Annotated in this window: 11 protein-coding genes and 2 pseudogenes; 8 read left to right on the top strand and 5 right to left on the bottom strand. The window is 71.9% G+C overall.

Annotation, left to right across the window (positions count from 1 at the left end):
- The first annotated feature begins 549 nt into the window (after window positions 1-549).
- The 6 genes from ACIRVF_RS35855 (at window position 550) to ACIRVF_RS35830 (ending at window position 8263) form a co-directional block, all read left to right on the top strand.
- The gene (locus tag ACIRVF_RS35855) at window positions 550-3297 is read left to right on the top strand and encodes an AAA family ATPase (protein WP_402827673.1); all 2748 of its coding nucleotides are present in this window, start codon (window positions 550-552) and stop codon (window positions 3295-3297) included.
- Between the two features lie 103 nt (window positions 3298-3400).
- Complete coding sequence (locus tag ACIRVF_RS35850) at window positions 3401-4141, top strand: alpha/beta fold hydrolase (RefSeq protein ID WP_402827670.1); 741 nt, start codon at window positions 3401-3403, stop codon at window positions 4139-4141.
- A 130-nt stretch (window positions 4142-4271) separates the two neighbouring features.
- Complete coding sequence (locus tag ACIRVF_RS35845; protein WP_402827667.1) at window positions 4272-5459, top strand: ABC transporter substrate-binding protein; 1188 nt, start codon at window positions 4272-4274, stop codon at window positions 5457-5459.
- Entirely contained in the window at window positions 5431-6354 is a 924-nt protein-coding gene (locus tag ACIRVF_RS35840; RefSeq protein WP_402827664.1) for a carbohydrate ABC transporter permease, read from the top strand. The genes ACIRVF_RS35845 and ACIRVF_RS35840 overlap by 29 nt, the downstream gene beginning before the upstream one ends.
- A 77-nt stretch (window positions 6355-6431) precedes the next feature.
- The gene (locus ACIRVF_RS35835; RefSeq protein ID WP_402827841.1) at window positions 6432-7184 is read left to right on the top strand and encodes a carbohydrate ABC transporter permease; all 753 of its coding nucleotides are present in this window, start codon (window positions 6432-6434) and stop codon (window positions 7182-7184) included.
- A gap of 122 nt (window positions 7185-7306) precedes the next feature.
- Window positions 7307-8263 (top strand): helix-turn-helix domain-containing protein, encoded by a 957-nt coding sequence (locus ACIRVF_RS35830; RefSeq protein WP_402827662.1) that lies wholly within the window; start codon window positions 7307-7309, stop codon window positions 8261-8263.
- A gap of 216 nt (window positions 8264-8479) precedes the next feature.
- Here ACIRVF_RS35830 and ACIRVF_RS35825 read toward each other — a convergent pair whose 3' ends face one another.
- Genes ACIRVF_RS35825 through ACIRVF_RS35815 form a run of 3 tightly spaced genes read right to left on the bottom strand, consistent with a single transcriptional unit; the run spans window position 8480 to window position 10656 of the window.
- Window positions 8480-8968 carry a SitI3 family protein gene (locus ACIRVF_RS35825; protein ID WP_402827659.1) on the bottom strand — a complete coding sequence of 163 codons (489 nt, stop codon included), beginning with the start codon at window positions 8966-8968 and terminating at the stop codon, window positions 8480-8482.
- Window positions 8969-8986: 18 nt separating this feature from the next.
- Window positions 8987-10330: a putative T7SS-secreted protein gene (locus ACIRVF_RS35820; protein ID WP_402827656.1), complete on the bottom strand. Its 1344-nt coding sequence runs from the start codon at window positions 10328-10330 to the stop codon at window positions 8987-8989.
- Window positions 10330-10656, bottom strand: coding sequence for a hypothetical protein (locus ACIRVF_RS35815; protein WP_402827653.1), 327 nt, complete (start codon window positions 10654-10656; stop codon window positions 10330-10332). Before ACIRVF_RS35815 ends, ACIRVF_RS35820 begins: the two co-directional genes overlap by 1 nt.
- Window positions 10657-11729: 1073 nt before the next feature.
- Here ACIRVF_RS35815 and ACIRVF_RS35810 point away from each other — a divergent pair.
- Both ACIRVF_RS35810 and ACIRVF_RS35805 read left to right on the top strand, forming a co-directional pair.
- Window positions 11730-11869, top strand: a pseudogene (locus tag ACIRVF_RS35810) (exodeoxyribonuclease III); the annotation flags it as partial.
- A 109-nt stretch (window positions 11870-11978) separates the two neighbouring features.
- Window positions 11979-12334: pseudogene (locus ACIRVF_RS35805) on the top strand (precorrin-6A synthase (deacetylating)); the annotation flags it as partial.
- A gap of 103 nt (window positions 12335-12437) precedes the next feature.
- Here the strand turns inward: ACIRVF_RS35805 and ACIRVF_RS35800 are convergent.
- Both ACIRVF_RS35800 and ACIRVF_RS35795 read right to left on the bottom strand, forming a co-directional pair.
- Window positions 12438-13499: a MerR family transcriptional regulator gene (locus ACIRVF_RS35800; protein WP_402827650.1), complete on the bottom strand. Its 1062-nt coding sequence runs from the start codon at window positions 13497-13499 to the stop codon at window positions 12438-12440.
- Window positions 13493-13711 (bottom strand): DUF6480 family protein, encoded by a 219-nt coding sequence (locus tag ACIRVF_RS35795; protein ID WP_402827648.1) that lies wholly within the window; start codon window positions 13709-13711, stop codon window positions 13493-13495. Before ACIRVF_RS35795 ends, ACIRVF_RS35800 begins: the two co-directional genes overlap by 7 nt.
- Window position 13712 lies beyond the last annotated feature (1 nt).

Here is a 13712-nt window from a genome sequence, read left to right as displayed (position 1 = left end):
AAGGAGTGGAACGGGATGGACAAACATTCAACAGACCGAGGTTCCGACGGCTTCGCCCGACCCGGACAGTGCTCGCCCCGAGTGCGCCCGCTCCTCGGAGGAGGCCGCGCCCACACCTCCCCAGAAGACGAAAAGGCTTGCAGCGCAGGGCAGTTCGGACCACCATCACCGAGGCGGCGACGACCGGCGAGGCCCCTTGACACGCCGGTCCCCGAGAACGGGCGCCGCCGGAACGAACCCACCTCCCGCCCGGTGCGGCGGCCCCACAGTGCGCAGACCGTCACATCGCCGTGCACCACCGGAACATCCCCGCCGGCACCCCTCCCTAGCCTGGACGGCGAATCCGCCTCCCCTCGTCCACGGCAGCTCCCAGGGCCCGGGGCGGGACCACCGGGACGCCGAACTGCCCGGCCGCACCGGCTGAGGGCCCCGCTGCCGTCACCTGCGGTGCAGCAGCCGACCACCCACCGCGTACCCTCTGGAAGCCGGGAACCGCGCCATGGACGGAGCCCGGCTTCGGCAGGCGTGGGCGGACGGGAAGAAGCTCGAATGGCAGGGTCAGGCGGTCCGCTGTCCCATCGTGGCCTGCGCGGCCGGGAGGCCGAGCTCGCAGAGCTCCAGGCGCTGATCGCCTCGGTGGCCCGCACCGGGAGCGGGGGGCTGGCCCTGCTCCAGGGGGAACCAGGCATCGGCAAGACCACCCTGCTCGCCGAGGCCGCCGCCCGGGCCGCCGCGGCGGGGTTCTCCGTGGGCCTCGGCAAGGCCGATGAGCTGCACCACATCGTGCCGCTCTCGTCGTTGGCGGCCAGCATCCTGCACGGCGACCGGCCGCTGCTGTCCGACGACGACCTCGCCGATCTCGCCCGCAACCACGACCAGCGGATCTGGCTGGTGGAGCGCCTGGCCGAGGCGATCGAGGCCAGGGCCACCGACACGCCGGTGCTGATCGGTCTGGACGACGTTCAGTGGGCCGACGCGCTGAGCCGGTTCGCCCTGCAGCAGCTGCCGACCCGCCTGCGGACCTCGCCGGTCCTGTGGCTGCTGACCGGGCGCCGGGAGCCCTCCGGCCCGGCGGAGGAGATCGTGGCGGCCGCCGCCGGCAACCTTGCGACGGTCACGGTGCCCCTGGGCCCGCTGTCCGGCGCGGCCATCGGTCAACTGGCCGACGACACGCTCGGACCGGCGGTCGACGCACGAGTGCGGGACCTGCTCGACGGCGCCGGCGGGAACCCGTTCCTGGCGGTCGAGATGCTGGCCGGACTGCGGACTGCCGACGCCTCGCAGGACGTCATGCCCTCCCGGCTCGTCGTCGGCGTGCGCGGCAGGCTCCGGTCCCTGCAGCCCGGCACGCTGCGCTTCCTCCAGATGGGCGCGGTGCTGGGCCGCCGGTTCGGCTTCGAGGACGCCGCCGCGCTCTGCGACCGCCCGGCCGCCGCTCTGCTCCCCGCGCTCGAGGAGGCGGTGCGCGCCGGGCTCCTGGACGACGACGGCGACCACCTGGTCTTCCGGCACGATCTGCTGCGCCAGGCGGTCCACGCCGACATCCCGCCGTCGGCCCGGAGGGCCCTGCACCGCGACGCCGCCCGCCGCCTGGTCACCGCAGGCCGGCAGCCGATCGACGCGGTGCCGCACATCCTCCGGGGCGCCGTGCCGGGGGACGAGGAGGCCGTGGCGCTGCTGCGGCGGGCGGCCGACGACGTGCTGGCGGTCACTCCCGGCGCGGCGGCCGACCTCATGCTGCGCGCCCTCGGACTGTCGCCGGCGGCCGGGGAGTTGAAGTTCGAGGTGGGCGAGCAGGCGATCCTCTGCCTGGCCCGGGCCGGCCGCAACCGCGAGGCGCTGGAGACCGGCGACCGGCTGTTGGCCGGCCAGCCGCCGCTGGAGATCTTCGGCCGGCTCCAGTCCGCCCTGGGCGGCGCACTGTGGACCATGGACCTCGCCGAGGAACTACGCCGCCGGGCCGAGGCCGCGCTCGCCGCCGGCGGCTCCGCCCCGGAGATCTGCGCCCGGCTGGCCGCCCTGCGCGCCCTGGCCCTGTCCCGGGGTGGCGACCTGGCCGCGGCCCGGGAGGCCGGCGAGACCGCGCTGCGGACCGCCACCGCGATCGGCGACCGGGAGGCCCATGTGCTGGCCCTGTCCGGGCTGGGCGAGATCGCGCTGAACGCGGGGGAGAACGCGGTCGCGCTGCAGCGCTTCGCCGCACTCAGCACCATCGACTCCGCTTTCCTCCCCGAGGAGGTCGTCGCGCACGTGCACGTGGACGACTTCGCCTCCGGTGAGCGCCTGCTCCTCCGCGCGGCGGACCGGGGCGGGGCGGTGCGTCAGGCCATGCTGCTGTGGGCCCAGGGCCAGCACGACCTGGGGCTCGGCCGCCTCGACGACGCCGAGGCCGACTTCGTGACCATGGAACGCCTGGAGGACGAGGTGCGGGTGCCCGTCCAGCAGGTGAACGGCCGGGTGATCCGCTCCCGGATCGCCCTGCTGCGCGGCGACCGGGAGGCGGCCCGGGAGCACCTGCTCGCCGCCCGAAAGGGACTGGCCGTCAAACCGAACCCGGGCAACACGGCCGCGGTGCGCTTCCTGGAGGCCGTCCACGCCGAGGCCGACGGGGACATCGGACTCGCCGTCGACCGGATTCGCCAGGTACAGCGGCAAGGACCCTTCATGCGGTGGCGGTTGCTGCGCGACTGGGTCGACGCCGCGGTCCGGATGTCCCTGCGCGCCGAGGAGCACCAGCTCGCCGAGGACCTGGCCGAGCAGGCCGAGGCCCACGCCGGGCGCAACCCGTCCGTGCCGACCGCCACCGGCATCGCGGCGCAGGCCCGCGGGCTCGTACGGAACGACCCCGCCGTGCTCGAACACGCCGTGGAACTTCTCGGAGCGAGCCCCCGCCCGCTGACCAGGGCCGCCGCCCACGCCGATCTCGGCCAGGCCCTGCTGGCCGCCGGGCGGCGAAGCCTGGCGGTGGCCGCGCTGGCGCACGCGCGGGGCACCTTCGCCGAGGCTGGTGCCCATGCCGCCGCGGCACACGTCCAACGCGCCCTGGTGGGTGCCGGAGGCGAAAGCCACAGGGCGGCCACCGTACGGCGACCTGTCCAGGGCTGGGGCGCCCTCACCACCTCGGAGGAGAAGGTCGCACGCCTCATCGCCCAGGGCCACACCAACCGGTCGGCCGCCGACGTGCTCGTGGTGTCCCCGCACACCGTCAACACCCATCTGACGTCCGTGTTCCGCAAACTGTCGATAGGCTCCCGGGTCCAGCTCGCCAACCTGGTCGCCTCCCTTCCCGAGGGATGAGCGGGGCACGTTGGTACGTTCACGCGATGCGCCGACACGGCCGGACCCGCTTGGTTGGGACTTCGCCCTGTCCCACTCCGCCGCCCAGTCGAAGGTCACCGGCATGCACGGCCCCACCCCCGCTTCACCGACCGTCGTACTGGTTCACGGGGCGTTCACCGACGCCTCGTCCTGGTCGGAGGTCATCGGCCGGCTGCGCGCCGCCGACGTGACGGTGTACGCCCCTGCGAACCAGTTGCGCGGCCTGGAGCATGACGCCGCGTGCGTCCGGAGCCTGGTGCGCGAGCTCGACACCCCCGTCGTCCTGGTCGGCCACGGCTACGGCGGTGCGGTGATCACCCAGGCGGCCGATGACGCCGACCAGGTGGTGGCCCTGTGCTACGTCGCCGCGTTCGGCCTCGACGCCGGCGAGTGCGTGCTGGACATCATCAACCGCTTCGCCCCCTCACCGCTGGCCGACGCCGCCATCACCGCGGCGCTGCCCGCCGGCCCTGACAGTGCGGTGTCCATCCGTGCGGAGCGGTTCCGGGAGGTGTACGCCGACGACCTGCCACCGTCGGTCGAGCAGGCGCTCGCCGCGGCACAACGCCCGATCTCCTGCGGCGCGCTGACCGACAGGTCGGGCTCGCCGGCTTGGGCGGACAAGCCGTCCTGGTACGCCATCGCGACCGCCGACCGGATGCTCAACCCCGCTGCCCAGCGCTTCATGGCCCAGCGCATGGCGGCCACGGAGTACGTGCTGGACGCCTCGCATGCCGTCCCGCTGTCGCGGCCCGACGCCGTGGTGGCGATGATCCGGGAGGCCACCGGGCACGCCACGGGTGCTCCCGGGGGTGGTGTTTAATGTGCGTTCGAACAGAAGAGTCCGATCGAACCCAGACACCCAGGCACTCCGCAAAGGCACCAGCATGATCTCACCGGCCAGATCGTCGGCTCGGCGGATCGCAGCCCTCCTGACCGGGCTCCTTCTCCTGGTGCCGGCCGCCGCCGGGTGCGGTCACAGCAGCGGTTCCGGGTCGGCCGGGGGCGAGGTCACCGCCATCACCGCACTCGACTACTACACCGACGAAGCCGAACACGCCCAATGGGGCGACCTGCTCACCGCGTGCGGCCGAACGGTCGGAGTGCGGGTCGAGCAGACGAGCGTCCCAGGGGCGTCCCTGATCCCCAAGGTCCTGCAGCAGGCGTCCTCGCGGACCCTCCCCGACCTGCTGATGCTCGACAACCCCGACCTCCAGCAGATCGCCCGAACCGGCGCACTGACCCCGCTGGACGGCTACGGCATCGACGCCGACGGCTTCGCCCAGGGCATCGTGTCGGCCGGCACCTACCAGGGCAAGCTGTACGGACTGGCTCCCAACGTCAGCACCGTCGCCCTGATCTACAACAAGGACATGCTCGCCGAGGCCGGCGTCGCCGTCCCGAGGACCTGGGACGAACTGAAGGCGGCCGCGGCCGCGTTGACCCGTCCCGGGCGCTACGGCATGGCAGTCGACGCGAACGCCACCTTCGAGGGCACCTGGCAGTTCCTGCCCTTCCTGTGGTCCAACGGCGGTGACGAACGGCAGTTGGACACCCCCCAGGCCGCGCAGGCGCTCCGGCTCTGGGTCGACATGGTGAAGAGCGGATCCATGTCGAAGTCGGTGCTGAACTGGACGCAGGCCGACGTCCACGACCAGTTCGTCGCCGGACGGACGGCCATGATGATCAACGGCCCGTGGCGCATCCCGGCCCTGGAGAAGGACGCGAACCTGCACTGGGGAGTGGCTTCCGTGCCCGTCCCCCGACTGGGGCAGAGCCCGGTCACCCCACTCGGCGGCGAGGTGTGGGCGGTCCCGCAGAGCCCTTCCAAGGCCCGGCAGGAGAAGGCCGCCCGGGTCCTCGCCTGCCTGAACTCCCCCTCGAACATGCTCACCCTGGCCCAGGAGCACCACACCGTGCCCTCCCGCACCTCGGTGGCCGCCCAGCACGCCGAGGAGAACCCGTCGATGGCCGCCTTCGCCCAGAGCGTCGCGGCGGCGCGCGCCCGTACCAGCGAGCTCGGCGTCGAGTGGCCCAAGGCGGCGACGGGGATCTACACCGCGATCCAGTCCGCGCTGACGGGTGAGCAGACACCGGAGGAAGCCCTCAGCCATGCGCAGCAGACCGCGACCGGCCACTGACCCCCTGCCGTTTCGGTGCGGGGAGCGATGGGCGCGGTGGCTGTTCATCGCGCCCGCCGCCGCGTACCTGCTGCTGTTCTTCGGCTACCCGGTCGTCGAGAACGCCATGATGAGTTTTCAGCGGTACACCGTCACGAGCTTCTACACCGGTGACGCCCCGTTCGTGGGGCTGCGGAACTACGCGGCGATCCTCTCGTCGAGCCACTTCCCCCGCACCCTGCTGACCACGGCCGTGTTCACGGTCGGATCGGTCCTGGGGCAGTTCACCATCGGCCTGGCCTTCGCCCTGTTCTTCCGGCGCCGTTTCCCGCTCGGCGGCGTGCTGCGATCGCTCCTGCTGCTGCCGTGGCTGCTGCCGCTGGTCGCTTCCGGAACCACCTGGAAGTGGATGCTCGACCCCGACACCGGAGTCGTCAACGCGGTGCTGCGAGGCCTCCACCTCCGGTCGTCCGGCGTTCCCTGGCTCACCGGCACCTCCCAGGCGCTGCTGTCGGTGGTCCTGGTCAACATCTGGGTCGGCGTCCCCTTCAACACCGCGATCCTGTACGGCGGTCTGCAGGACATCCCCCCGCACCTGTACGAGGCGGCGAAGCTGGACGGCGCCGGCCCACTGGCCTCGTTCCGCCACATCACCTGGCCGCTGCTGCGGCCGGTGGTGAGCGTGGTGCTCGTGCTGGGCGTGGTCTACACCGTCAAGGTGCTGGACGTCATCCTGGTGGTCACGGGCGGAGGACCGGCCGACGCCACCGAGACCATCGCCACCCAGTCCTACGAACTGTCCTTCCGGCAGTTCGACTTCGGGCGCGGCGCCGCGATGAGCAACCTGCTCATCGTCCTGTCACTGGTGTTCGCCGTTCTCTACCTGCGCGCCGACCGACGCGCCCGGACCGTCTGAGAGGCGATCCCGTGAAGCGCCCACCCGGCCACGGCGGCCGACTGTCCACCCTCGTCGGGATCGTCCTGCTCGCGCTGATGCTGTTTCCCGTCTACTGGCTGGTGAACGCCTCCCTCCAGCCGGCCGGCAACACCTTGCGCGGAGGGTGGTTCCCGCTCCATCCGGACCTCAGCGGGTACGCCACCGCGCTGCGCGACCAGGGGCGCAACCTCGTCACCAGCCTCGTGGTGGCCCTCGGCAGCGCGGTGCTCAGCCTGGCACTCGCGGCGCCGGCGGCACACGCGCTGGCCCGGTTCCGCCTGCGCGGCACCAACGTCGTGCTCCTCGGCATCCTGACCACCCAGATGGTGCCGAGCATCGCGGTGGCCAACGCGCTCTACGGTGCCTACAACGACCTGGGACTCCTGAACTCCCACCTCGGGCTGATCCTCGCCGACTCCACCGCCGGCATCCCCTTCGCGATCGTCATCCTGCACTCGTTCATGCGGAGCATCCCCGGGGAGATCATCGAGGCCGCGCGGGTGGACGGCGCGGGCCGGCTGCGCGTCTTCCGCTCCGTGGTGCTCCCGTTGAGCCGGAACGCATTGGTCACGGCCGGTGTCTTCACCTTCCTCTTCGCCTGGAGCGACTTCCTCTTCGCCCTCACCCTGACCACCACGGACACCGTCCGGCCGATCACCCTGGGCGTCTACCAGTACCTCGGCGCCCACACCAACCAGTGGAACGCCGTGATGGCCACCACCGTCCTGGCGTCCATGCCCGCCGCCGTCCTGCTCGTCGTCGCCCAGCGCCACGTCACCAGCGCCGCCACCGGTGCGGCCGTCAGGTGAGGGTCACGTCCCCGATCTGGTAGGTTCACGCGATGCCCCGCCCCGGGCCCGCTGGCATGGTGGTCCGGACGGCACGGCGGTGGACGGGACCACCGTCGGCCGACCGACCCGAGGGGAACCCGGTGCCCGCATCTCTCTCCACCGCGCGACTGTCCGCCTCCGACCGGGCCGAGAGCTGGCGCGAGGCGGTGTCCCACGCCTACGTGCCGATGGCAGTGGACTTCCTGGAGGAGGTGCCGTCGCCCGGGGTGATCGTCTGCCGGCAACTCGGCCCGGTGCGGATATCGAGGGTCCAGGCGGGGCCCCAGGTGGCGACTCGCAGCCGGCGCATGATCGCCGAGGGCGGCCCCCCGTCGCTGATCCTCACCCTGCAGGAGCGTGGCACCGCGCTCAAGGAGCAGGACGGCAGGGAGTCGGCCATCCGGCCGGGCGAGTTCTCCATCACCGACACCTCCCGGGTCTTCCGGAAGAGGATGGACGAGAGGTTCGTCTTCACCTCCTTCCTTTTCCCCCGCGCGGAGTTGGACGTCCCGGAGCGGGACCTGCGGGCGCTCACCGCGACCTCGTTCAGCGGGGCCGAGGGCAGCGCCGCACTGGTGGCGACCTACCTCTCGCAGATGGCGCGCGAGGCGGCGGGGCTGGACGAGGCCGTCGGCCGTCGGGCCGCGGCCACCGCGCTCGACCTGCTGGCGCTGCTGGTCGACGACCGGTCCGGGCGCTCCCGGCCGCAGGCCTCCCGGAGCGCGGCCTCGCTGGAGCGGGTCAAGGAGCACATCCTGCGCAACCTCCGCGATCCGGACCTCTCCCCGTCCACGATCGCGGAGGCGAACTTCATGTCGGTCCGATTCCTCCACAAGCTCTTCCGCCTCGAAAACACCACGGTCAGCAGCTGGATCCGCGCCCAACGTCTGGAACGCTGCAGCCGCGACCTCCTCCGCCCGATGGCCGCGGAACTCGGGGTGGCGGGGATCGCCCGCCGCTGGGGCTTCGCCAACTCCAGCCACTTCAGCCGCGCCTTCCGTGCGGCCTACGGCATGGCACCGAGGGACTGGCAGGGCGGCGGCAAACCGGCGCGGTGACCCTCCGCCGCCCGCGACACCTCCACCCCTGGCGGGCCCGGCCGTCGGGCGGAGCGCCCCGGGTTGCTGCGCCCACCCCGCACGGCAGCACGCATGATGCCCCGGCCCACTCCGCCGGAGCCGTCCTGTTCTGGCGACCGCAGTCCCGACCGGCAGAAGAGCCGCAAAAGGGGCTGGGCCCGGAAGCAAGCTGTACTTCCGGGCCCAGCGCATTGCTCACTCCTCGTCGACGAATTCCTGGCTCCGGCGGCGGTACGGCGCCGAGATGCCGGCCAGGCGGTTCGGCGGCCAGAAGTCGGAGCGCTCACTCAGGGTCAACTCGCCGTTCTGGCGGACCATCCAGACGTCCTCGTAGTCGAGGTGCAGGACCGCGTCGCCGGGCACCTGCGCCAGCAGGCCGTCGGCGAGGCGGGTCATGTCGTCCTGCTGGCCGGAGATGTCGGCGTCCTTGCCCAGCCGGAACACGATCGAGACGGTCGGGGTGAAGACGCGGCCGCCGATCTCCGGGTCCCCCCACGGAGTGGGCTTGCGGGTGGCCACTCGGAGCCAGGTGCCGTACACCGTGAGCACGCCGTCGCCGAGCATCGCGTCGACAGTCGCGGAGGCGTCGACGAGCCGCAGGGACCGGGCGACGTCGGCGAACGTCTGGGCGACCTGGGCCGTGGACCACGGGGTCACCAGTTCGAGGCTGTAGGAGATTGCCATGTCCGTCTTTCTGTTCTGCTACGGGTAGAGGGAGATCACCTTTCCGGCCTTGTCGATCACGGTGACCTCCTTCAGCCCATCGATCGGCCAGTCGTTCAGCTGCTTGCGCATGGCGCCCACGTCGACGTCGCTGTCGGACAGGTTCAGCACGATGCGGTCCGCCTGTCCCTCGTCGACCTTCTTCTGGATACCGGTGGCGATGGAACGCGGGTTCTTCGCGGTGGGCGCGTAGCAGTCCATCACCTCGCCCTCGACACGGTAGTCGGGGTTCTTGGTCGTGCCGGGAACGTCGGGGTTCTGCTCGACCTTGTAGCCGTTCTTCGCGAGGATGTCGGCCGACTCGTTCTCCCGGGTGAACGCGCGCCTGGTCGTGTCGTCCGCGTTCTTGGGGATGTTGGTGACGCGTCCCTCGGGGGTGGCGTTGGGGTCGGCCGCCCTGGACGGCTGGGTGCGCATGTCCGGGGTGCTGCTTCCGCCGCCCCCGCCGTTGCCCTCCATCTGGACCCGGTCGGGCCCCATCGCGTCGTTGGCGATGTTGGCCGCGCCGATACCGGCCATGCCGAGGCCGGTGGCGATGACGCCGGCCGAGGCGACGTTGACGGGGATGCCGATGGCCGCACCGACACCCGTCAGGTCCAGGCCGACGCCCAGGACCTCGCCGCCGGCGCCGAGCGTCGCGAGGCCGAGGCCGCCCGCGATCTCCAGGACGGAGCCCGGGTCGTGGATCATCGCGTTGCCGACGGAGGCCAGGTCCGCGACGGCGGTCTTGCCCATGTCCTCGAGGAAGTCCCCGGCGTCGGAGAAGAAGTCGCCCACCTTGTCCAGCCAGCCGGGCTCCTCAGGGGCCTTGTCGCGGCCCTTGGCTATCGCGTCGGCTGCGGTGTCACCCGCGGTCTTGAGCTGGCTCCGCGCGTTGCTCAGGGTGTGCTGGGCGGCAGTCCGGGTGCCGTCGCCGGGATCGGTGAACGGCAGCGTGTGGCCTTCGCTCTTCTCCTGGGCGTCGTGCTCGGTCTTGGCCTTGTCGGTCGCGGCCTGGGCTTCGCCCCACTGCCGGATCGCGTCCTTGGCCTGCCCTTGTGCCCACTCCAGGGTCGACTTGTAGGTGGTCAGCGCGGTGGCGGCGTCGTGGAAGCAGTCACCCGCCTCCAGCCACTTCTGGGGCTCGCCCTTGAAGGCGGCCCGGAACGCGTCACCGGCCTCACCCGACCACCCGTCGGTGGTGTCGATCCGTTTGAGCCCCTCACCGGTCGAGTGCAGGGTGTCTCCGTAGCTCTTCAGCCAGGCGGCGGTCGACCCGACCGCTTCCGGGTCGCCGGGTACGAGCTCCTTCGGGTCGGACGTCTCTCCGAGTTCCTTCGCCACTACTTCGCCCCCGGGTCCTCACCGCTGTCACGGCTGAGCGTGCCGTGCAGGTGCCCGGCGAGCTGCCCTTCGAGCTGTCCGTACGCCTTCACGCTCGCGTTGAGGCGCTGGGAGACCTGGGAGGCGTCCTTCCCAAGGTTCTCCACGCCGATCTCCCAGCGTTTCAGGAAGTGCCCGAGGACGTCGGCCAGATGGTCGTGACCGATGTCCTCCTTCTTGTGGTCGAGGTCACTGACCTTCTTGAACTGAAGCTTTGCCAAGGTGTCGGTGATGCCCGAGGCCGCCTTGTCGAGGGAATCCAGGTCGACCTTGAATCCGTCCGCCATCAGCCCTCCCCCGTGTCCATTCGATCGCTTTTGGGGTGAACAGGTTAATGGATGCCCAGATGACCGCCTTTGGTTCCCCTCGTTCAGCGGAGGCCCGCAGCCGTGACGGTCACCTCACCAGGGCGAGTATCGGGTCGTGGTCAATCCGTGGGATTCGCCCTCGCGCGGTGAGGCCCGACCAGCTGGATCACGTCGTGTGACGTGAGTGCAACTACACCGAGGACCGTCAACGTCTCGCTGACCGCCAGGACCCACACCGTGCCCGCTGGCAGCTGCACCTACCAGCGGCGGTGAGCGACGTGTCCGGGCGGCGCCCGGCGCCGGTCCTTGGTGGTCAGCGGTGGGGGCGGAGTGCTCGGGTGGGGCGGGCGGAGAGCGGTCGTCCGTGTGCGCTCCCCGTGCGGGGCTGGCGTGCTCCGGGTGCGCCGGTCGTGAACGCGCCATGTTCACCGGTTCCCGGTCCAGGGTCGTCCGGTTGTCAGGAGGATACGTGGGACGGTCGCCCACGGGCCCGGACCCGCCGTGCGGGTCGGGCCGAGCCCACCTGTGGTGCGAGGTCGTTGCACCGCCGTTCGTGCCCCCAACTCACCGTCGGCGGCGTCGCGTTCCCCGTCCTGCCCGTCGGCACCGGCGGCATCGAGATCGGCTGACCACCTCGGCTCATCCGTCAGGCCGAGAACCACCAGACCTGACCGGACCGACCACCACCAAGGCCGTGTGGCCCGGACACCTCAATCCGGCCACACGGCCCTGACGGTCCTGGACCTGTCCGGCTCGGCGAAAAGCCGGTCGCCGACCGCTGTGACAGTTCGGCTGCCGAAAAGACCCCGGCCCATGGCGATCACAGGCGCCACACTGCCACCGCCGAATGTGCAGAGCCCCTCCAGTTGCTGTAGACGGGCGCCACGTTCGGCGGGCAGGTACCAGCCTTCGGTGGTGGGTGTCATGCAGAGACGGGCTTTGAGGCCGAGGAGGTGCTGGCGGCGCCCTTCCTGGTCGGCTTGGGTCCAGTCGTCGGCGAAGGTCTGGCCGGCTCGAACGAGTGGACCCTTTGAGAAAAGGCGTCCATCCGCTGGAGAATCGACCTCCAGGTCGCCATTCGCCCGGTCTCGCCGCCGAGGCCGTCGAGGCCTACGTCGAGCGTGCCGCCACCCACGCCGAACGCTGGTCGGACCACGCACCTGTCACCGTGGCGTACGACCACGACAACTGAGGACTCCCTCTGGGAGAAGTGCCCTGTCGGACACAGGCGTGTGCGCGCCGTACCCGTCATCAGGTTCTACTCGCACATCAGGTCTTCCGGGGACGCGGCAGGCGTCGTCGACCACGAGGTGGTCCCGGACATCAGCAGCGTCTCCGCGCTCGCCGCCCGTCACCGCACCACGCTGACCCGGGTCGGCCGTCCGGTGCAGATCACCACCGGCCGCCGATCGGCCGAAGGCTTCCCCGAGGACGTGGACGACGTGATGGTCATGCTCGACGGCCGGGCCGCGTTCACCGAGATCGACCCCGAGGGGCTGGAGATCCGCTACGGCGCCTACCTCGGCACCCCGACGAAATCCTCGTCGCCGGCCCGCTCGCCGAGGCCGCCCCGAGGATCCGCGAGCTGCGCGAGCAGGCCCGCGCACGCAAGGGCTGGAGCATGGACACCTACCTGCTCCGACGGTCCGAGAGCTGACGGGTGGTGCGCCGCCCCCGGACGAAGGGCGGCGCAGCACACGGGCCGTCAGCCGTTGCGGACCTCCCGGACCGCGGAGTGGGCCGGCACCCGGCCGGCGGATTCAGTTCGTCACCGTCTGTTCCAGGAAGTCGACGGCGTCCGCCAGGGTGCGGGGACAAACGGCGCCGATCGGCAGCCGGGACCGGGCCCAGCCGGGGCCTGCGGCGACGACGACCGCCCCGCCGCGCGAGCCGCGCGGCCCCCAGACACTGGCGCTGACGCGGCGTACCAGCTCGTGTTCCGCGCTGCGCCGGTCCTGGGACCAGATCATCACGGCCGCCGGGCCGAGCCGCTGGACGGCGTCGAGCAGGGCCCGGGGCGGGACGGCAGCCCCCAGCATGCGGAAGGGGACGCCGCGCTCGGCCAACGCGGCGGACGTCGCCTCCAGCGGGAGCGTGTGCAGTTCGGTGGGCGTCGCGGCCAGCAGGACGGGCGATACGGGCCGGGTGGCAGCAGTGGCCACCGCGGCGCCGCGCAGAACGGTGGAGACGTGCCAGGACAGCAGGTGTTCGACCTCGACGTACTGCTCGCCGTCCGCCGCCCATTTGCGGCCTGCGGCGCGCAGCGCGGGCATCATGACCTCGGTCCACGCGTCGATCACCCCGAGGGTGGCGACCGCTTCGCGCAGGATCGCGACGATCTGCGGCGCGTCGAGGCGCACCGCCGCGCGCGCCAGGCCGCGGCACTCGGGGCGCACCGTTCCGACGCCCAGGGCGCGACTCCCTCCCGCAGTGGGGCGGCGGACGGCCTGGACCTCGTCCCGAGGAAGCGGATCCGGCCGACGGAGGGCGGGACCCGCCGTGTGGTTCTCGGTGACGGATCCCCTCCCGGCCAGGGCCGCTCGGGCCGCCTCGCCGGGGGGTACCCCTCGGGCGGTCAGCCGGCACATGGCCTCCAGGACGGCGATGTCCTGCCGGGCCCACCGACGGTGGTGGCCGGCCTCCCGGTTGGCGGGGCCGATGCCGTAGCGGCGCTCCCAGGAGCGGACCGTGGTGGGGGAGACGCCGAGCTGTTGGGCCACGGCCCCCGTGGGCAGACCCACGTCATCGGCGGGGCCGGGGGCACCGACGGAGTCGCCGTCCGACGGCCCGGCGTCATCGCGTCCCGGGGTGGTCGTCACCATCCCGCGATCCTCCCCACGGCGAACCCCACGCAGGACACCACCATGACGGCGATGATCAGCAGCGGGATCCAGCCGGGCCAGGCCGTGTGCAGTTCGACCGACTCAGGGGTCGAGATGCCCGAGCACGTCGACGACTCGCACTCGGGCGTCTCGGTGGGAGGAACTGCGGGCACGGGGCGCTCGCGGGCGGGAATCCGGTGATTGACGGTCATG

The sequence above is a fragment of the Kitasatospora sp. NPDC101157 genome, from assembly GCF_044768255.1.
Taxonomy (GTDB): domain Bacteria; phylum Actinomycetota; class Actinomycetes; order Streptomycetales; family Streptomycetaceae; genus Kitasatospora.
This window is presented reverse-complemented; position numbering and strand designations above follow the sequence as displayed.